The 17135-nt window shown below is 65.7% G+C and carries 16 protein-coding genes; 7 read left to right on the top strand and 9 right to left on the bottom strand.

Going from position 1 to position 17135, the window contains the following annotated elements; genetic code table 11:
- Nucleotides 1-48 precede the first annotated feature (48 nt).
- Nucleotides 49-1251 (top strand): permease, encoded by a 1203-nt coding sequence (locus XM53_RS13340; RefSeq protein ID WP_057794159.1) that lies wholly within the window; start codon nucleotides 49-51, stop codon nucleotides 1249-1251.
- A 122-nt stretch (nucleotides 1252-1373) separates the two neighbouring features.
- On the opposite strand, the gene XM53_RS13335 is transcribed toward XM53_RS13340, so the two are convergent.
- The 5 genes from XM53_RS13335 to XM53_RS13315 form a co-directional block, all read right to left on the bottom strand.
- The gene (locus XM53_RS13335; protein ID WP_057794116.1) at nucleotides 1374-2717 is read right to left on the bottom strand and encodes a pyruvate dehydrogenase complex dihydrolipoamide acetyltransferase; all 1344 of its coding nucleotides are present in this window, start codon (nucleotides 2715-2717) and stop codon (nucleotides 1374-1376) included.
- A 12-nt stretch (nucleotides 2718-2729) separates the two neighbouring features.
- Nucleotides 2730-4133, bottom strand: a complete 1404-nt coding sequence (locus tag XM53_RS13330) for a pyruvate dehydrogenase complex E1 component subunit beta (RefSeq protein ID WP_057794114.1) — start codon at nucleotides 4131-4133, stop codon at nucleotides 2730-2732.
- Nucleotides 4134-4147: 14 nt separating this feature from the next.
- The gene (locus XM53_RS13325) at nucleotides 4148-4732 is read right to left on the bottom strand and encodes a hypothetical protein (protein WP_057794112.1); all 585 of its coding nucleotides are present in this window, start codon (nucleotides 4730-4732) and stop codon (nucleotides 4148-4150) included.
- A complete protein-coding gene (gene pdhA / locus XM53_RS13320; RefSeq protein ID WP_057794111.1) occupies nucleotides 4732-5742 on the bottom strand; it encodes a pyruvate dehydrogenase (acetyl-transferring) E1 component subunit alpha in 1011 nt (336 codons plus the stop codon). The genes XM53_RS13325 and pdhA overlap by 1 nt, the downstream gene beginning before the upstream one ends.
- 147 nt (nucleotides 5743-5889) lie before the next feature.
- Complete coding sequence (locus XM53_RS13315; RefSeq protein WP_057794108.1) at nucleotides 5890-6156, bottom strand: hypothetical protein; 267 nt, start codon at nucleotides 6154-6156, stop codon at nucleotides 5890-5892.
- A 150-nt stretch (nucleotides 6157-6306) separates the two neighbouring features.
- Between XM53_RS13315 and XM53_RS13310 the strand changes: the two genes are divergently transcribed.
- Nucleotides 6307-6699 carry a hypothetical protein gene (locus XM53_RS13310; RefSeq protein WP_057794106.1) on the top strand — a complete coding sequence of 131 codons (393 nt, stop codon included), beginning with the start codon at nucleotides 6307-6309 and terminating at the stop codon, nucleotides 6697-6699.
- A 55-nt stretch (nucleotides 6700-6754) separates the two neighbouring features.
- Here the strand turns inward: XM53_RS13310 and XM53_RS13305 are convergent, their stop codons facing one another.
- Complete coding sequence (locus XM53_RS13305) at nucleotides 6755-7054, bottom strand: FtsB family cell division protein (protein ID WP_057794105.1); 300 nt, start codon at nucleotides 7052-7054, stop codon at nucleotides 6755-6757.
- A 137-nt stretch (nucleotides 7055-7191) separates the two neighbouring features.
- Between XM53_RS13305 and XM53_RS13300 the strand changes: the two genes are divergently transcribed.
- Complete coding sequence (locus XM53_RS13300; protein ID WP_057794103.1) at nucleotides 7192-8808, top strand: acyl-CoA dehydrogenase family protein; 1617 nt, start codon at nucleotides 7192-7194, stop codon at nucleotides 8806-8808.
- A 343-nt stretch (nucleotides 8809-9151) separates the two neighbouring features.
- Here XM53_RS13300 and XM53_RS13295 read toward each other — a convergent pair whose 3' ends face one another.
- The 3 genes from XM53_RS13295 to soxR all read right to left on the bottom strand — a co-directional run bounded on the left by XM53_RS13295 (nucleotide 9152) and on the right by soxR (nucleotide 13010).
- On the bottom strand, nucleotides 9152-10684 hold the full coding sequence (locus XM53_RS13295; RefSeq protein ID WP_057794101.1) for a trimethylamine methyltransferase family protein: 1533 nt from the start codon (nucleotides 10682-10684) through the stop codon (nucleotides 9152-9154).
- Between the two features lie 596 nt (nucleotides 10685-11280).
- The gene (locus XM53_RS13290) at nucleotides 11281-12465 is read right to left on the bottom strand and encodes a pyridoxal phosphate-dependent aminotransferase (RefSeq protein ID WP_057794099.1); all 1185 of its coding nucleotides are present in this window, start codon (nucleotides 12463-12465) and stop codon (nucleotides 11281-11283) included.
- A 74-nt stretch (nucleotides 12466-12539) separates the two neighbouring features.
- A complete protein-coding gene (gene soxR, locus XM53_RS13285; RefSeq protein ID WP_057794097.1) occupies nucleotides 12540-13010 on the bottom strand; it encodes a redox-sensitive transcriptional activator SoxR in 471 nt (156 codons plus the stop codon).
- A gap of 82 nt (nucleotides 13011-13092) precedes the next feature.
- Here soxR and XM53_RS13280 point away from each other — a divergent pair, with 82 nt between their 5' ends.
- From XM53_RS13280 to XM53_RS13265, 4 genes are all read left to right on the top strand, one after another.
- Nucleotides 13093-13467: a VOC family protein gene (locus tag XM53_RS13280; RefSeq protein WP_057794095.1), complete on the top strand. Its 375-nt coding sequence runs from the start codon at nucleotides 13093-13095 to the stop codon at nucleotides 13465-13467.
- On the top strand, nucleotides 13460-14395 hold the full coding sequence (locus tag XM53_RS13275; protein WP_057794094.1) for a DMT family transporter: 936 nt from the start codon (nucleotides 13460-13462) through the stop codon (nucleotides 14393-14395). Before XM53_RS13280 ends, XM53_RS13275 begins: the two co-directional genes overlap by 8 nt.
- Before the next feature lie 157 nt (nucleotides 14396-14552).
- Nucleotides 14553-15923, top strand: a complete 1371-nt coding sequence (gene cysS / locus XM53_RS13270) for a cysteine--tRNA ligase (RefSeq protein WP_057794091.1) — start codon at nucleotides 14553-14555, stop codon at nucleotides 15921-15923.
- 187 nt (nucleotides 15924-16110) lie between these two features.
- On the top strand, nucleotides 16111-17135 hold a 1025-nt coding region (locus tag XM53_RS13265; RefSeq protein WP_082631006.1), incomplete at its 3' end, for a homocitrate synthase/isopropylmalate synthase family protein.

Raw genomic sequence — 17135 nt, 5'->3', positions numbered from 1 at the left:
ACAGGCGGCAACCCCGTCGCGTTGATCACGCAAGTGGGGATCGACGCAATGAATTTCTTTCAGACCTGGGCCGACGCGGCCCTGACGACACTCGGCTTTTTCTGGGTGGCCTTCTGGGCGTTCGGCCTGGGCTATCTGGTCAGCGCCGTGATTCAGCTGTTCGTCAGTCGCGACCGGATGCGCCAGGCGATGGGCGACGAAGGCCTGAAATCCATGTCGCTCGCCGGGTTTTTCGGATTCGTGTCGTCCTCGTGCAGCTTCGCGGCGCTCGCCACCACCCGCGCGCTTTTCGCCAAGGGCGCGGGCTTTGTGCCGTCCATGGCGTTCCTTCTGGCCTCCACCAACCTGGTGATCGAGCTTGGCATCGTCATCTCGGTCTTCCTCAGCTGGCATTTCGTTGTGGCCGAGTACGTGGGCGGCCTGATCCTGATCGTGGTCATGTGGGGGCTGGTGGCCCTCTGGCGGCCGCAAAAGCTGATCGAGAATGTCCGCCAATCACTCGAAGCGGGCGAAGAGGACGACCCCGAGGATCCGTCCGATCTCACGAAATCGCCCGCGCTCTGGTCCAGGATGGCACGCGCCTACCTGATGGAATGGCAGATGGTGTGGAAGGATGTCACCGTCGGCTTCACCGTCGCGGGCATCATCGCCGCCTTCGTGCCGTCCGAGTTCTTCACCTGGCTTTTCCCGGGCACCGGCGACGAGGGCGCGCGCAGCTTTCTGGAGGTTCTGTCGCACACCGTGATTGGCCCCGTCGCCGCCTTCTTCACCTTCATCGGCTCGATGGGCAACATCCCCCTCGCCGGGCTGCTGTTTGCCAACGGGGTCAGCGTGGCAGGAATCATGGCCTTCATCTTTTCAGACCTCGTGGTCTTCCCGGTCATCCGGGTGAACGCGCAGTTCTACGGCTGGAAGATGGCGCTTTACATCGCCGGGCTGTTCCTCGGCGCGCTGATCCTGACGGCGCTGGCCATTCACTACAGCTTTGCCCTGCTGGGACTCGAGCCGCAAAGCAGCTCAAAGGGAATGGTCGAGCCATCCGAGCGTTTCAAGATCGACTACACCTTCTGGCTCAACATGGGGTTCCTGGCACTGACGGCGGTCTTCGGCTGGCTCGCCTGGCGCGGCTCGGGCGACCATGACGGGCACGACCACGATCATGGCGGCTGGCTCGACCGGGTGCTCTTCTGGCTGGCACTTCTGGCCTATGGCTGGTTGGCCGTCGGGCTGGGGATCTACGCTTTGACGTGAAAGGCGTAACTCGCGCGACGTCACGTATGCCCGGACCCGTAGGGTGGGTTTCAACCCACCACCGCCCCGAACGAAAAAGGCCGGGGAAATCCCCGGCCTACATTTCGCGAAGCGCTAAGCCCTCAGGCCAGCATCACCATCGGGTTCTCCAGGTTCTCCCGGATCTTGTCCAACAGCTCCGCCCCAAGCGCCCCGTCGATCACCCGGTGATCGACGCTCAGCGTCACCGACATCACCGTCGCCACGGTCAACTCGCCATCGTCGCCCACGACAGGCTTCTTCACGCCCGCGCCCACGGCCAGGATCGCGCCATGCGGCGGGTTGATCACCGCGTCGAAATTGTCGATCCCGAACATGCCCAGGTTGGAAATGGCGAAGGTTCCGCCCTGGTATTCCTCGGGCGACAGCTTGCGCTCGCGCGCGCGGGTGGCCAGGTCCTTCATCTCTGCCGACAGGGCCGACAGCGATTTCATCTCGGCATCCTTCAGCACCGGCGTGAACAGGCCACCTTCGATCGCCACGGCCACGGCCACGTCCGACGGCTTCAGCTTCAGCACCCGGTCGCCGGCCCAGACCGCGTTGCAATCCGGCACCGCCTGCAAGGCCAGCGCACAGGCCTTGATGATGAAGTCGTTCACCGACAGCTTCACACCACGGCCTTCCAACTGCTTGTTCAGCTGCCCGCGGAACTTCAGCAGCGCATCCAACTGGATATCGCGCCGCAGGTAGAAATGCGGAATCGTCTGCTTGGCTTCGGTCAGGCGGGCGGCGATGGTCTTGCGCATCCCGTCCAGCTTGACCTCCTCGAAGTCGCGGTTCTTGTACATCGCCACGACAGCGTCGGTGCTGGGGCCAGCCGGGGCAGGGGCCGCCTGTCCCGCACTTGGTGCGGGACCTCCCGCCGCCTTCTCCTCGGCGGGCTTGGCCGCACCGGCCTTGGCACTTTCCACGTCCGCCTTCACGATCCGCCCGTGCGGGCCGGACCCTTTCAACTCGGTCAGGTCGATGCCCTTCTGCTTGGCGATCCGCCGCGCGAGCGGCGAGGCGAAGATGCGCTCGCCGTCCTTCACGGGCGCCGCCGGGGCAGGGGGTACGTCGCCGCTCTCGGGCTTCGCTTGCTTGGCCTCGGCGTCTTTCTTGGGCGCTTCGTCCTTGGCCTCGGTCGTGTCGCCGCCACCACCGGAGGCCGGGGCGCCCACGTCGCCGATATCATCCGCGCTCTCGCCTTCCTCCAGCAGGACGGCAATGGCGGTGTTCACCTTGACCCCTTCGGTGCCTTCCTCGATCAGGATCTTGCCGATCGTGCCTTCGTCGACCGCCTCGAACTCCATCGTCGCCTTGTCGGTCTCGATCTCGGCCAGCAGGTCGCCGGAATTCACCGTGTCGCCTTCCTTGACCAGCCATTTCGCCAGCGTGCCTTCCTCCATCGTCGGGGAAAGGGCGGGCATCAGTATTTCCGTGGGCATCGCGCTCTCTCCTTACCGGTAGGTCACTTTGTTGACGGCCTCGATCACTTCCTTGGTCGAGGTCAGCGCCAGCTTTTCCAGGTTCGCGGCATAGGGCATCGGCACGTCCTTGCCCGTGCAGTTGATCACCGGCGCATCCAGGTAATCGAACGCTCGCTCCATGATCACGGCACTGAGGTGGTTGCCGATGCTGGCCACCGGAAAGCCTTCCTCGACCGTGACGCAACGGTTGGTCTTCATCACGCTGGCGAGCACCGTGTCATAGTCCAGCGGACGCAGCGTGCGCAGGTCGATCACCTCGGCGCTCACGCCCTCCTCGGCCAGCTTGTCGGCGGCCTCCAGCGCATAGGTCATGCCGATGCCGAAGCTGACGATGGTCACGTCATCCCCGGGCCGGGCGATCCGCGCCTTGCCGAAGGGAATGGTGAAATCGTCGAGCACCGGCACCTCGAAGCTGCGCCCGTAGAGGATCTCGTTCTCCAGAAAGATCACCGGGTTCGGGTCGCGAATGGCGCTTTTCAGCAGTCCCTTGGCATCGGCCGCCGAATAGGGCTGCACCACCTTGAGCCCAGGTACGTGCGAATACCACGCCGCGTAATCCTGGCTGTGCTGTGCGGCCACCCGCGCCGCCGCCCCGTTGGGGCCACGGAAGACGATGGAACAGCCAAGCTGCCCGCCGGACATGTAATTCGTCTTGGCGGCAGAGTTGATGATCTGGTCAATCGCCTGCATCGCGAAGTTCCACGTCATGAACTCCACGATAGGCTTCAGCCCGCCCCATGCGGCACCGACGCCGATCCCGGCGAACCCGTGCTCGGTGATGGGCGTGTCGATCACGCGCTTGGCGCCGAACTCGTCCAGCAAGCCTTGGGTGATCTTGTAGGCGCCCTGGTACTCGGCCACCTCCTCGCCCATGATGAAGACGTCCTCGTCGTTCCGCATCTCCTCGGCCATCGCCGCGTTGATCGCCTCGCGCACGGTCATCTTGGTCATTTCCGTGCCTTCGGGCCAGTCGGGGCTGGCGTCGGGCTGCGGCACGGGGGCCGCGGGCGAGGCCGCGACCGGCTCGGCTTTGCCGCGGCTCTCGTCGTCGTCATCGCCGCCGCTGTCGTCCTTCTTGGCCGAGGACTCACCACCGCCTGACGACGTCTCGCCGATATCGTCCGCGCTCTCGCCTTCTTCCAGCAGCACCGCGATGGGCGTGTTCACTTTCACCCCCTCGGTGCCTTCCTCGATCAGGATCTTGCCGATGGTGCCTTCGTCCACGGCCTCGAACTCCATCGTGGCCTTGTCGGTCTCGATCTCGGCCATGATGTCGCCCGAATTGACCGAGTCCCCCTCCTTGACCAGCCACTTGGCCAGCGTGCCTTCTTCCATCGTCGGCGACAGGGCAGGCATCAGAATTTCTGTTGGCATTGTCGGCTTTCTCCCTACTGGCTCGTGCCCTGGCACAGTGCCGCCAGGTTGCGGAACGCGTCGGTGGCCTGTTCTGCCTCGGACGCGGTCATGATGTCTGTGACTAAAAGTCGAAAAAAAGGTTGGTCCTCGTCATCGCGGACCAGGCGAGTCATTTCGCAGCCCTGGGCAGTGCACGTGGCGGGCATCAGCGGGCCGAAGGTCTCCGGGTCGGACACCAGCTGATCGTACAGCGCATTGCCGGCCGCGATCCGGGTCGTGGCCTGCCAGTTCGGCGCAGGCGGCGTCAGGTCGAACCGTATCGCGACGGCCTCGCTGTGCGTCTCCAGCGAGATGTCCCGGGGTGCCACGCTGCGCAGGTCGCCCGACATGACAACGCGCGCTTGGACGCCCTGCATCTCGCCCTCCGCATCCTGGGCAAAGGTACAGTAGGGCCGGATATCAAGGCCTGTCTGCGTCAGACCGGCCGCGGTCGGCGGACCGTCATAGCGCATCAGCGCGCGCAACGTGGCCGCCTGATCGGTGAAATCCGTTGCGGCCACGGACGGCGCAGCCAGGGCGGCCAGAAACGCGCCGATCAGCATCGGTCGCTTGCGCATCAGGCGTCCTCACGCGTATCTTCGACGTAAATGTCCGTCCACAGCTCTGACACGTCCGGCTCGGCGCTTTCCTTGGCGAACTCGGCGGACTTGTTCACCACGTCCTTAATTTCCTTGTCGATCGCCTTGAGGTCTTCCTCGCTGGCGTGCTTGCCCTCCAAGAGCAGCTCGCGCACATGCTCGATACAGTCCTTCTCGTCACGCATCTTCTGCACTTCCTCGCGCGTGCGGTACTTGGCCGGGTCCGACATGGAATGCCCGCGATAGCGATAGGTCTTCACCTCCAGGATATACGGCCCGTCGCCTTTGCGGCAGTGGGCCACGGCCTTTTCGCCCGCTTCCTTGACGGCCAGAACGTCCATGCCGTCCACCGCCTCGCCCGGAATGCCGAACGCCGCACCACGGGTGTAGATGTCGGGGGTCGAGGTCGAGCGTTTCTGTGACGTGCCCATGGCGTACTGGTTGTTCTCAATGACGAAAACCACCGGCAGCTTCCACAGCGCCGCCATGTTGAACGTCTCGTAAACCTGGCCCTGGTTCGCCGCGCCATCGCCGAAATAGGTGAAGGTCACGCGCCCGTTGCCCTTGTACTGGTCGGCCAGCGCAAGGCCCGCACCCAGCGGCACGTTCGCGCCGACGATGCCGTGCCCGCCGTAGAAGTCCTTTTCGCGGCTGAACATGTGCATCGAGCCGCCCTTGCCCTTGGAATAGCCGCCCTCGCGGCCCGTCAGCTCGGCCATCACGCCATCGGGGTCCATCCCGCAGGCCAGCATGTGACCGTGGTCGCGATAGGTGGTGATGCGCTTGTCGCCTTCTTCGGCGGTGGCTTCCAGCCCCACGACAACCGCTTCCTGCCCGATGTAAAGGTGGCAGAACCCGCCGATCAGGCCCATGCCATAAAGCTGGCCAGCCTTTTCCTCGAATCGACGGACCAGCAGCATGTCGCGGTAATATTTCTTCAACTCGTCGGCGGAAACGTTTGGTTTCTTTGTTGTTTTCCTGGCAGCCATGCGGGCGGGCTCCTGTGCTGAAAAGAATAGTTTAGCCTTAAACTATCTTATACAGGACTCGCTGAAATTTTTCGAGGGGGATTTTGACGCAGCGTCAGAGCAGGCGCGCACGAGGCCCCGGCACCGTGGTCGAACCGATGCCGGGATCTAGGCCGTCTTGTCGTCGCGCTCGTCCTCTGACGTGCCGCCGCTCTCCGGGTCATTGTAACTGTTCGGGTCGAAATCCTCGGGATCATACGCCTCTTCACCCTCGCCGATCCCGGTCACATGGGTGGTGCCGGACTCCTCGTCATAGACCAGACCATAGGTCGCGCGACCGTCCGATTTGTACCGCAGGTATTCGTGGATCGTCGCGTAGACGAAGCACACCACGAAAGGGGCGAGGATCAACAAGGGGATAAGCTGGAGTTTCATGACGTCGCTCCTGTATCGATTTGTCTTGGCAGGGGACAGGACGGGGCCTGCCTGCCGCTGCCCTTGCCGTCGGGACTCCACCTAGCCTAGTCTGTCGGGGTATCCACCATTGTGCCTGTTTTCACCCCGATCGCAAACAGATCCGACTGTATGACCCGGCCCACCACCTCCTCCGGCGTGCCCGACGCGCCCTGCGGCCCGGACGAACATATCGTCCTGCTCGGCACACTTGCCGCCACCGGCGAGGTGCTCTGCATCAGCCTCCAGCCCGGACTGTTCTATGGCTTCCATCTCGGCGCACCGGGCCAGCCGCCACGGATCGGTTTCAGCACAGATGCCACCGCCGTTAAAGGCGATCATGACTGGATTGCGGTTGATGGGACGGACAGCGCCTCGCTGATGCTGATCCATGATGGCGTGACCTACACTGTCGATGTGACCCGCACGGACCCGCCACGCGGCACGCTGACAGTCGCAGGGCCAAGGTCTGCCCGGTATCACCTCACACCCGGCTCTCTCCTGCACGACCTGCCGCTTGCCTGAGCTTCCCATGCGCGCGCCTGTCGATGAAATTGCCCGTCACGGGGCAGGGGCGGCGTCAACGAATGACGATCTCGTCGGCGCGCAGCATTCCCAGAACGTCGCGCGCCTGCTGGTCCAGCAGGTCGAGGTCCAGATAGGTGTCCGACAAGCGCCGCGTCAGATTCTCCATCCGGGCAACCTGGGCGTCCAGCACCGCCAGTTGCTTGCGCAGTTCCGCCTCGCCCGACTCGATCTCGGCGCGGCGAAAGAGGCCATAATCGCCCTGCACCGCGGCAAAGGTGAAATACGCCCCCAGCCCAAAGGCTATGGCGAAATAGATCAACACACCGAATGCGGGGCGCCTGCGCGTTTTCATGACTGCTCTTTCTGCCTCTGGTGCCCGCCTCTTTGCGTGCGGTGCCCGGCCACAATGACACAGGCGATTCGCTTTGTGAATCCCCTTTCACATCAAACCGCTTAAAGGCTACTACTCGTGTTCGAGGAGAGTCATTCATGCCACATTTGCCCCCCGACGCCGCGCTGCTGACCCATGACGTCACCAATCAGCCCGACGCCCGCGGCGATGTGGACCTTTTCGCCACCGACCCGGCCCTGGCCGACCATGCCGGGGCGGCGGGCGCCGACACCGCGCATCTCGCGGCCTACGGTGAAACCATCGGCACCGCCGCCATGGCCCAGGCGGGCCGCGCGGCCAACCGGAACCCGCCCGAACTGCTGCTCTTCGACGCCGGCGGGCGGCGCCTCGACGAGCTGCGCTTTCACCCCGCCTATCACGACCTGATGCGCACCGGCATCGGCGCGGGCTATGCCGCCATCGCCTGGGAAGGGGCGGCGGGCGGCCACGCCACCCATGCCGCGATGGTCTACCTGACCTCCCAGGTCGAGCCGGGCGTGTGCTGCCCCATGACTATGACCTACGCCGCCGTGCCCGCGCTTCAGGCCGACAACGCGCTTTTCGATACGTGGGCGCCCAAGCTGCTCAGCCGCGCCTACGATCCCGCGCCGAAACCGCTGGCGCGCAAGCCCGGCGCGACACTCGGCATGGCCATGACCGAAAAACAGGGTGGCTCGGACGTGCGCGCCAACACCACCCGCGCCGCGCCCGATGGCGACGCCTACGTGCTGCGCGGGCACAAGTGGTTTTGCTCTGCGCCGATGTCCGATGGTTTCCTGACGCTGGCGCAGGCGCCGGGTGGCCTCACCTGTTTCCTCGTGCCCCGCTGGCTGGAGGGCCGGCGCAACACGATCCACATCCAGCGGCTCAAGGACAAGCTGGGCAACCGCGCCAACGCCTCGGCCGAGATCGAATATGCCGACGCCGTGGCTTACCGCTTGGGCGACGAAGGCGAGGGCGTGAAAACCATCCTCGACATGGTCCACCACACCCGCCTCGACACCGCCATGGCGCCGGCGGGGCTTATGCGCGCCGCTCTCTCTCACGCCGCGCACTGGGCCCGCCACCGCACGACCTTTCAGAAGACGCTGATCGACCAGCCCCTGATGCGCTCGGTGCTGGCGGACCTCGCACTCGACTGGGAAGGCACTTTGGGGCTGGGGATGTTCGTGGCGGCGCAGTTCGACCGCGACACCGACGAGGCCCGTGCCTTCGCCCGCGTCGCCGTGGCGCTGGCCAAGTACCTGGGCAACAAGCTCTGTCCCAACCTGGTCTATGAGGCGATGGAGGTGCTGGGCGGCATGGGCTATGTCGAGGACACGCCCCTGCCGCTTTTCTATCGCGAAGCCCCCCTCAACTCGATCTGGGAAGGATCCGGCAACGTGATCTGCCTCGACATCCTGCGCACCCTGCGCAAGGTGCCTCTGTCGGGCGAGGTTCTCAGCCGCGAACTGGGGGCCGTGGCCGGGCAATACTGGCGCTACGACGCCGCGCTCAACGCCCATATCACCCGTTTTCCCCGCCTGCCGGACGAGGCGCAGGCCCGGTGGTATGTCGAAAGCCTCGCAACGCTGCTGACCGCCTCGGTGCTCATCCGCCACGCGCCAGCGCCGGTGGCCGAGGCTTACGTCGCCACCCGGCTCGCGGGCGAACGGGGCCGCACCACCGGCGCCATCGGCGCGGTCGATTCCGACGCGATCCTGTCGCGGCTTTAAGGCTGCACCTGCCACCCCGACTACCCGTCCCGGGCCTGACCCGGGACCTCCTGGCGTCAAAACATGGACAACGCTCGCTCAAAACGCCCGGGCGGAATCAAGGCGCGGCCCTGCCGCGCCGCCGCCCATCGTCGGGCCGCCCCCACGGCACGGCGATTTGGCTGAGCTTGGTGGTTCGCTCACATCTCATTCAGAGTTGGCTGGGATAAAGTGCTGCCGAACAATCGTCGGATCGCCGCGCCGCGGCCCGTCGATGGGCGGCACCTTCTGCAGCTGCGTGCGCCGTCAATCGCAGGGCAGGGCCGCGCCAACCCGGCCCGAGCTTGACCGGGGCGTCTCGCCCTCACAAGTGTATCGCGAAACGCTTGCGAATCTCCGCATCCAGCCTCGGGTTCAGCCGCGCCGCCGAGGGCTGCGCCAGGATTTCTTCCTTCCGCGCCACCGCTTTCTCCACCAGATCCGGCTTGCCCTTTTCCACCCATTCCTTGGGCGACGACCGGTCTCCCAGATTGGGATAGCAATGATCTCGCTGCATCCGCGCCAGCGTCGCCTCGGTGCCCAGATAATGCCCCGGGCCCCCGATGCAGACCGCCTCCATCTGATCGAGCGCCAGCGTCTCGTCATCCACCTCGATCCCGCGCACACAGCGCAGCGCCTGGCCGATCAGGTCATCCCCCAAAATCAGGCTCTCGTGACAGAACCCCAGCAGGGAGGCGTGCATCCCGGCCGCCTCGTAGACCATGTTCACGCCCGCAAGCCCCGCCATCACGTTCGAGCACATCTGCTCCCACCCGGCCTGCATGTCGGGCAGCTTGGAATCCGAGGCTCCGCCCGCCGCGCCGCCGGGCACGCCATAGAACTGGTGCATCTGCGCGCAACCCGCGCTCAGCAGCGCCTGCTCGCCCGACCCGATCGACATCGCGCCCGTGCGCAGATCCAGCCCAAAGGGCCAGGTGCCGAAGATTGCCGGATGCCCCGGCTTCACCGCGTTGACATAGACCAGACCGGCCAGGCATTCCGCCGTGGCCTGCATGATCGCCCCCGCGATGGTCGAGGGCGCCGTGGCCCCGGCCATCCCGGCCGAGAGCAGCAATACGGGCATCCCGCCCTCGATGCAGCGCTCCATCACCTCGCAGCTTTCGGTCGCGAACCGCATCGGCGGCACCACGAAGCAGTTGGAATTGCTGACGAAAGGCCGCGCGCGAAACTCATCCTCGCCGCCCGCGATCATATAAAGCATCTCCATCGCCGGGGCGACGTGATGCGGCTCGGTAAAGGATGTGCCTACATGTTTCGTCGTGCCCGTGCAGCAGGCATAGACGGTGTTCAGTTCCATCTCCATGTTATCGGGAATGTCCCGCGCCACCATGGGCCGCTGACAGAAATGCACGTTGTCCAGCACATCGACGATCCGCGCGGCATCGTGCAGATCCTGCACCGTGCTTTCACGGTAATTGCGCCCGTCCACGTCGACCATGTTTACCGCCGCCCCCGCGGTGCCGTAATGCACCCGGGCGCCGCCCAGGTGCAGGTCGTTCAGCCCGTCGCGGCTGTAAAGCGTGATTTCGCGGTTGGCGCGCGCAATGGTCTCCTCCACCAGCGCGCGGGGAAAGCGGATGCGCCCGTCGTCGCCCTGGATGGCTCCGGCGGCGGTCAGATAGGCGATCCCGCTTGCCGGCGCGCCCGACAACCCGATGCGGTCCAGCGCATCCAGCGCCGCGTCATGGATGCGCGTGATCTGCGCGTCGGTCAGAACCTTCAGCGTGCCGCCCTCCAGTCCGGGACGTACGGGGCGCATCAGGGTATCGAGCGGGGCCGCCCGGCTGGCCCGGCGCGCGGCGCGGCCTCCGGTACGGCGGGGGGACAGGTTGTTCATGTCTTGGGTCCTTGGATCGCGGGAAAAGGGAAGGGGAAGCGTGTCTCAGACCCGTCCCGGCCGCCCCCGCGCGGCCCGTCCACGTTCCGCCCCGATGGTGCGGACCTTCAGAACTATCTTGCAGCGCTGCGCCATGCGCGGCCTCCATCGCCAGCCCGCACGCGCGTGACCACAGCGCCGGGCCCAATGGCCGATTTAAGGCCGGAGCCCCATGTCCGATCTGTCCCGTAAGCGACGCATGGTCCAAAAACGACATAATCTTACGCCGCAGGGCAGCGAACATGAAAAAGGCCCGCGCACGTGTCGCGGGCCCCGATGTGGCGTGTTCGGTCGCTTACAGCGCCGCCAGGATCGCGGCGGGCAGCCCGACCATGCCGCCCAGGATGATCGCCAAAGAAAGTCCCAGACCCTTGAACATTTTTTCCTCCAGTTGAACCAAGTCACAGGCTGAATTTGTGCGCCCCGCCAAGGGTTTCGACGCGACCGGCGGTCGCAGGAAGCCGCGCGCAGACCGATGCCACCCGTTTCTCGTTGCAGCTTTGTTGGGCTTGCAGCGCCTCCGTCCCGGACCTGATCCGGGACCTCTCACGCCTGCCTCAGGCCGCCACGCCCGCCAGGTCCGACGCCATCTCCACCAGCCGCGCCAGCGCCTCGCCCAGCCGGTCGTCCGCCACCGTCAGCGCAACGCGCACATGCCCCGCCGCGGCCCGGCCGAAACTTTCGCCCGGCATCACCGCCACCTTGTGCCGGTCCAACAGGCGCAGCGCAAACTCTTCGCCCGACAGCCCCGTCGCCCGCACGTCCAGCATCACGAACATCGCCCCCTGCGCCGGGATCGGGCGCACCACGTCCTGGCCCTCCAGCAGCCCCAGCACCAGGTCGCGCCGCCGCCTGAAGGGGGCCGCGACCTGCGCCTCGAACGCGTCGCCCTTGGCCAGGGCGTAACAGGCCGCCTCCTGCACGAACCCCGCCACGCCGTAGGTCGTGTGGGTCGACAGGTTGCCCATATGCGAAATCGCCTCTTCGGGTCCCACGACCCAGCCGATGCGGCTGCCGGTCATCGCATGGCTTTTCGACAGCGACCCGATCACCAGCGTGCGCTCGGCCATCCCGTCCAGCATCCGGGGGCTCAGGTGATCGCCCTCCCATAGCTGCGTGTCGTATACCTCGTCCGAAATCAGCCACATGTCATGCTCTTGGCAGACCCGCGCGATCCCCTCCAGCGTCTCGCGGCCATAGACCGCGCCGGTGGGATTGTTCGGCGTATTGATCAGCAGGCTTTTCGCGCCCTCCGCCGCCGCGGCGGCGATATCCGCGGGGGCGGGCTGAAACATCCGCTCGGGTCGCGCGGCCACCGCCACATCCTGCGCGCCCACCGCCCGGATCGTGCCGGGGTAGGTGGCATAGAACGGGTCGATATAAAGCGCCCGGTCACCCTCGTCGCAGGCCGCGTGATGCGCTGCGAACAGCCCCGCCTGACCGCCCGGCACCACCAGCACGTTATCCGGCGTCGTCGCCACACCCGTCCGCGCGGTCACCCGCTCGGCCACCGTCTCGCGCAGGTTCAGGTTGCCGTTGAACATCGAATAGCCCACGTGCCCCGCCTTCGTGGCGGCGTGCATCGCATCGAGGATGCTGTCATCGGTGCCGATATCGTGCTCGCCGATGGTCAGCATGGCGACATCCTCGCCCGCGTCCATCATCTCCTTGGCCTTGTAATAGACGTCCCAGCCGTCCGATCCGCCGCCCGTCAGCCCCGTGATCCGCTTCGACAATGCCATGCCAGCCTCCTTCGCTCCGTCGCCGCCACATGGCCCGGCACCCTTTGTGAAGTCAAGCAGGTGGCCCGCGCCCCTCAGATCTCGTCCGACCGGTCCCCCATCACATAGCGCGGCCCCGGCCCGCGCACCCGCGCCTTGTCCTGGGGATTGTAGAGCGCGCAGGTCCTCAACGACAGGCAGCCGCAGCCGATGCACCCGTCAAGCCGCGCCCGCAGCGCCTGCATCTGCGCGATCCGCGCGTCCAGCACCGCCCCGAACCGGCGCGAGATCCGCGCCCAGTCCGCCTTGCCCGGCGTGCGGTGCTCGGGCAACTCGGCCAGCGCCGCGCGGATCTCGGGCAGGGTAAAGCCCAAGCCTTGCGAGATCATCACGAAGCTCAGCCGCCTGATGTCCGAGCGTGCGTACCGCCGGTGCCCCGCGTCGTTGCGGTCGGGACGCACCAGCCCCTCGTCCTCGTAATAGCGAATGGCCGACGGCGCGAGGCCGGTACGCTCGGCGACATAGCCGATCGTCAAGCCGCGATCTCGCAAGGGTCTGACGGACATGGGAATTTTCCCTCTTGGCTTCAAGCTTACTTGAAGAATTACGCTGATTTCACAACGGAATCAACCGCACAAGGAACAGCTCATGAAACTCGAACACGTCAACATCACCGTCCCCGACCCCCGGGCCAGCGCCGCGATCCTGTGCGATCTCTTCAGCTGGCAGGTCCGCTGGCAGGGGGCGGCCAAGGACCACGGCTTTACTGTCCATGTCGGCGACGACGACAGCTATCTCGCGCTCTACGCGCCCGACAAGGATCTTCAGCCGACGGGCGAGACCTATGGCCGGATCGGCGGCCTGAACCATGTGGGCGTCACGGTGGACGACCTCGCGGGAACCGAGGCGAAGGTCAAGGCCGCCGGCTACACGCCCCACAACCACGCCGACTACGAACCGGGGCGGCGGTTCTATTTCGACGGCCCCGACGGGATCGAGTTCGAGGTGGTGGCCTATGACTGACACCGCCCACACCCCCCGCGCCATCGGCCTCCTGCTCTATACCGGCGCGCTGCTGGGCGCCGGCCTGCCGCTGGGCAAGCTGGCGTCCGGTGCAGGGGTGCCGCCGCTGGTCTGGGCCATGGTGATTTCCGCCGGGGCCGCCGGCGTGCTGATCCCGGTGCTGGTCGTGCAGCGGCGCTTCGTGCTGCCCCGGGGGCGGATGCTGCGCTATGCAGCCATATCCGGCGCACTCAGCTTTGCCGCGGTCAACGCGCTTCTGTTTTGGGTGATCCCGCAAGTCGGCGCGGGCTATGCCGGGCTGATGTTCGCCCTCTCGCCGGTGGCGACGTTGGCGGTCACGGCGCTGGCAGGCCTTGCCACGCCGCCCCGGCTGGGGGTGATCGGCATCGGTGTGGGCCTTGCGGGCGCGGCGCTCGTGGCGCTGACGCGTGGCGGCACGGACGGGGCAGGGGCCCTCGGCTGGGCGGTCCTGGCCTTCGCGCTTCCGGCGATCCTGGCGATCGGCAATGTCTATCGCACGCTCGACTGGCCCGAGGGCGCGCACCCCGCCGCCCTGGCGGCGTGGAGCCATATCTTCGCGCTCATGGCGCTCGCCACCTTGCAGATCGCGCTGACCGGCACGGTGCCGCTCGAGCCTCTTCACGCCGTGCCGCATCTCGTCCTGCCACAGATGCTGATCGCGGGCCTGACCTTCCCGGCCTATTTCGCCCTGCAACGCGCGGGCGGCCCGGTCCTGCTCAGCCAGATCGGCTATGTCGCCGCCGCCGTGGGGCTGGCCACCGGCACGGTGCTGCTGGGCGAGGTCTATGCCCCGCTCACCTGGGCCGGGGCGGCGGTGATCGCCATCGGCATTGCCCTGACCATCCGCGCGCAGCTCTCCCCGGCGCCGGTGGTCCCCCGGCGGGCACCCTGTGCGGGATGCGCTTGACCGGGCGGGGGCGGCCTTTTATGGTCGCCCCCATGACCGTTGCACCCATCACCATTTGCTGCATTACCCGCTGACATCGTCAGGCGGGCCGGTCTTCTATTCCATAAGTCGAACCAAGTTGCTAAGCCCGCCGCGGGACCACGCGCGCGAGGACGCCATGACAACTATCAAACTCCACAACACCCGCACCCGGAAGAAAGAGGTGTTCGAGCCTCTGAACAAGGACGATGTGCGCATGTATGTCTGCGGCCCCACCGTCTATGACCGCGCCCATCTGGGCAATGCGCGGCCCGTGGTGGTCTTCGATGTGCTCTACCGGCTCTTGCGGCATGTCTATTGCGCGGATCACGTCACTTACGTGCGCAACTTCACCGACGTGGACGACAAGATCAACACCCGCGCCGCCGAGACCGGGCGGGACATCTCCGAGATCACCGCCGAGACCACCCAGTGGTTCCTCGATGACATGGGCAGCCTCGGCGCGCTGGAACCCGATCAGATGCCCCGCGCCACGCAATACATCCCCCAGATGGTCGAGATGATCGAAAAGCTCATCTCCGACGGGCACGCCTACGCCGTCGAAGGCCACGTCCTCTTCCGCGTCCGCTCCTACCAGGACTACGGCAAGCTTTCCGGCCGCTCGGTCGACGACATGGTCGCCGGCGCAAGGGTCGAGGTCGCGCCCTACAAGGAAGACCCGATGGATTTCGTCCTCTGGAAACCTTCAGATGACACGCAACCGGGTTGGGACTCGCCGTGGGGCAGGGGCCGCCCCGGCTGGCACATCGAATGCTCGGCCATGAGCTACGAACTCCTGGGCGAAAGCTTCGACATCCACGGCGGCGGCAACGACCTGATGTTTCCGCACCACGAGAATGAGATCGCCCAAAGCTGCTGCGCCCACCCCGAGGGGAAGTTTGCCAACTTCTGGCTGCACAACGAGATGCTGCAGGTCGAGGGCAAGAAGATGTCGAAGAGCCTGGGCAATTTCTTTACGGTGAAGGATTTGCTCGATCAGGGCATTCCCGGCGATGTGATCCGTTTCGTGTTCCTCTCCACGCATTACCGCAAGCCGATGGACTGGACGGCAGAGAAGGCGCGGGAGGCGGAGAGGACGCTTCGCAAGTGGTACGCACAGGCGGCGCAAGGCACCGGAACGGGAGACCCTTACGCCCCGGTTGTCACGGCGCTTGCAGACGACCTGAATACTGCGCTGGCCATTTCCGAGTGCCACCAGCTTTCGCTGACAGACGATATCGCCAACCTGCGTTACACGCTTCAGTTTCTCGGGCTGATGGAAGATAGCGTTCCCGAATGGGTTTCATCCTCACAGGTGGACCTCTCCAGCATCGAAGTGAAATTGATGTCAGCGCGTGAAACGGCGATGCAGACAAAAGACTTCTCCGAAGTTGACCGTCTGAAAACGCATTTAGCCGACGCGGGTGTGGAAGTCCGCATGAGCAAGACGGCTGTGGAACTCGTACCAACCGTCAACTTCGACCCCGCCAAACTGGAGGCCCTCAAATGATCCTCCAATCCTTCTGTTTCGCCCGGCGGCACGCCGGGCCGCGCCCGACCCTCCCCCCGGGAGGGCGCTTTGCCGAGGTTACGCGCCGAACCCCTGTACGACTTGAAGACACCGCCTCGCGTCGCTTGCCCGTTGCACATGCCCTCCCAGGGTCGGGCGCGGCCCTTCCCGCCAAGGGATCGGACCAATGACCAAGACCCGCCTCAGCCTCTACGACACCACCCTCCGCGACGGGCAACAAACCCAAGGCGTGCAATTCTCCACCGCCGAGAAACAGGCCATCGCCACCACGCTCGACCAGCTTGGCGTCGACTATATCGAAGGCGGCTGGCCTGGGGCCAACCCCACCGACAGCGCCTTCTTCGACGCCGCCCCCGAGACCCGCGCGCGCCTCACCGCCTTCGGCATGACCAAACGCGCCGGGCGCAGCGCGGAGAACGACGACGTGCTGGCGGCGGTCATGAACGCCGGCACCGCCTCGATCTGCCTTGTCGGCAAGACCGATATCTTCCACGTCGAAACCGCCCTCGGGATCACCCCCGACGAAAACCTCGAAAACATCTCCGCCTCGATCGCCCATATCGTGAAACAGGGCCGCGAGGCGCTCTTCGACGCCGAGCATTTCTTCGACGGCTACGCGCGCGACCCCGCCTATACGCTCGACTGCCTCAAGGCCGCGCATCAGGCAGGCGCCCGCTGGATCGTGCTCTGCGACACCAATGGCGGCACGCTACCGCACCGCATCGCCGACGTGGTTTCGGACGTCATCGCCGCCGGTATTCCCGGCGAACGGCTGGGCATCCACACCCACAACGACACCGAGAACGCCGTTGCGGGCAGCCTCGCCGCCGTCGACGCGGGCGCGCGCCAGATACAGGGCACACTCAACGGCCTCGGCGAGCGGTGCGGCAACGCCAACCTTATTGCGCTCATCCCGACGCTTCTGCTGAAAGAACCCTATGCCAGTCGCTACCAGACGGGCGTGACACCCGAGGCGCTGGAAGGCATCACCATGGCCTCGCGCCAGCTGGACGAGATACTGAACCGCGTCCCGATGAAGCAATCGGCCTACGTGGGCGCCTCCGCCTTCGCCCACAAGGCGGGCCTGCACGCCAGCGCCATCGTCAAGGACCCTACCACCTACGAGCATATCGACCCGGCCAGCGTCGGCAACGCCCGCATCATCCCGATGTCCAACCAGGCGGGGCAGTC

This window comes from Roseovarius atlanticus (genome assembly GCF_001441615.1).
Lineage (GTDB): Bacteria > Pseudomonadota > Alphaproteobacteria > Rhodobacterales > Rhodobacteraceae > Roseovarius > Roseovarius atlanticus.
This window is presented reverse-complemented; position numbering and strand designations above follow the sequence as displayed.

Excerpts from the sequence above, each read along its gene's own strand:
- XM53_RS13340 (WP_057794159.1), top strand. The coding sequence starts at position 49 with ATGAATTTCTTTCAGACCTGGGCCGACGCGGCCCTGACGACACTCGGC.
- XM53_RS13335 (WP_057794116.1), bottom strand. The coding sequence starts at position 2,717 with ATGCCCACGGAAATACTGATGCCCGCCCTTTCCCCGACGATGGAGGAA.
- XM53_RS13330 (WP_057794114.1), bottom strand. The coding sequence starts at position 4,133 with ATGCCAACAGAAATTCTGATGCCTGCCCTGTCGCCGACGATGGAAGAA.
- XM53_RS13325 (WP_057794112.1), bottom strand. The coding sequence starts at position 4,732 with ATGCGCAAGCGACCGATGCTGATCGGCGCGTTTCTGGCCGCCCTGGCT.
- pdhA (WP_057794111.1), bottom strand. The coding sequence starts at position 5,742 with ATGGCTGCCAGGAAAACAACAAAGAAACCAAACGTTTCCGCCGACGAG.
- XM53_RS13315 (WP_057794108.1), bottom strand. The coding sequence starts at position 6,156 with ATGAAACTCCAGCTTATCCCCTTGTTGATCCTCGCCCCTTTCGTGGTG.
- XM53_RS13310 (WP_057794106.1), top strand. The coding sequence starts at position 6,307 with ATGACCCGGCCCACCACCTCCTCCGGCGTGCCCGACGCGCCCTGCGGC.
- XM53_RS13305 (WP_057794105.1), bottom strand. The coding sequence starts at position 7,054 with ATGAAAACGCGCAGGCGCCCCGCATTCGGTGTGTTGATCTATTTCGCC.
- XM53_RS13300 (WP_057794103.1), top strand. The coding sequence starts at position 7,192 with ATGCCACATTTGCCCCCCGACGCCGCGCTGCTGACCCATGACGTCACC.
- XM53_RS13295 (WP_057794101.1), bottom strand. The coding sequence starts at position 10,684 with ATGAACAACCTGTCCCCCCGCCGTACCGGAGGCCGCGCCGCGCGCCGG.
- XM53_RS13290 (WP_057794099.1), bottom strand. The coding sequence starts at position 12,465 with ATGGCATTGTCGAAGCGGATCACGGGGCTGACGGGCGGCGGATCGGAC.
- soxR (WP_057794097.1), bottom strand. The coding sequence starts at position 13,010 with ATGTCCGTCAGACCCTTGCGAGATCGCGGCTTGACGATCGGCTATGTC.
- XM53_RS13280 (WP_057794095.1), top strand. The coding sequence starts at position 13,093 with ATGAAACTCGAACACGTCAACATCACCGTCCCCGACCCCCGGGCCAGC.
- XM53_RS13275 (WP_057794094.1), top strand. The coding sequence starts at position 13,460 with ATGACTGACACCGCCCACACCCCCCGCGCCATCGGCCTCCTGCTCTAT.
- cysS (WP_057794091.1), top strand. The coding sequence starts at position 14,553 with ATGACAACTATCAAACTCCACAACACCCGCACCCGGAAGAAAGAGGTG.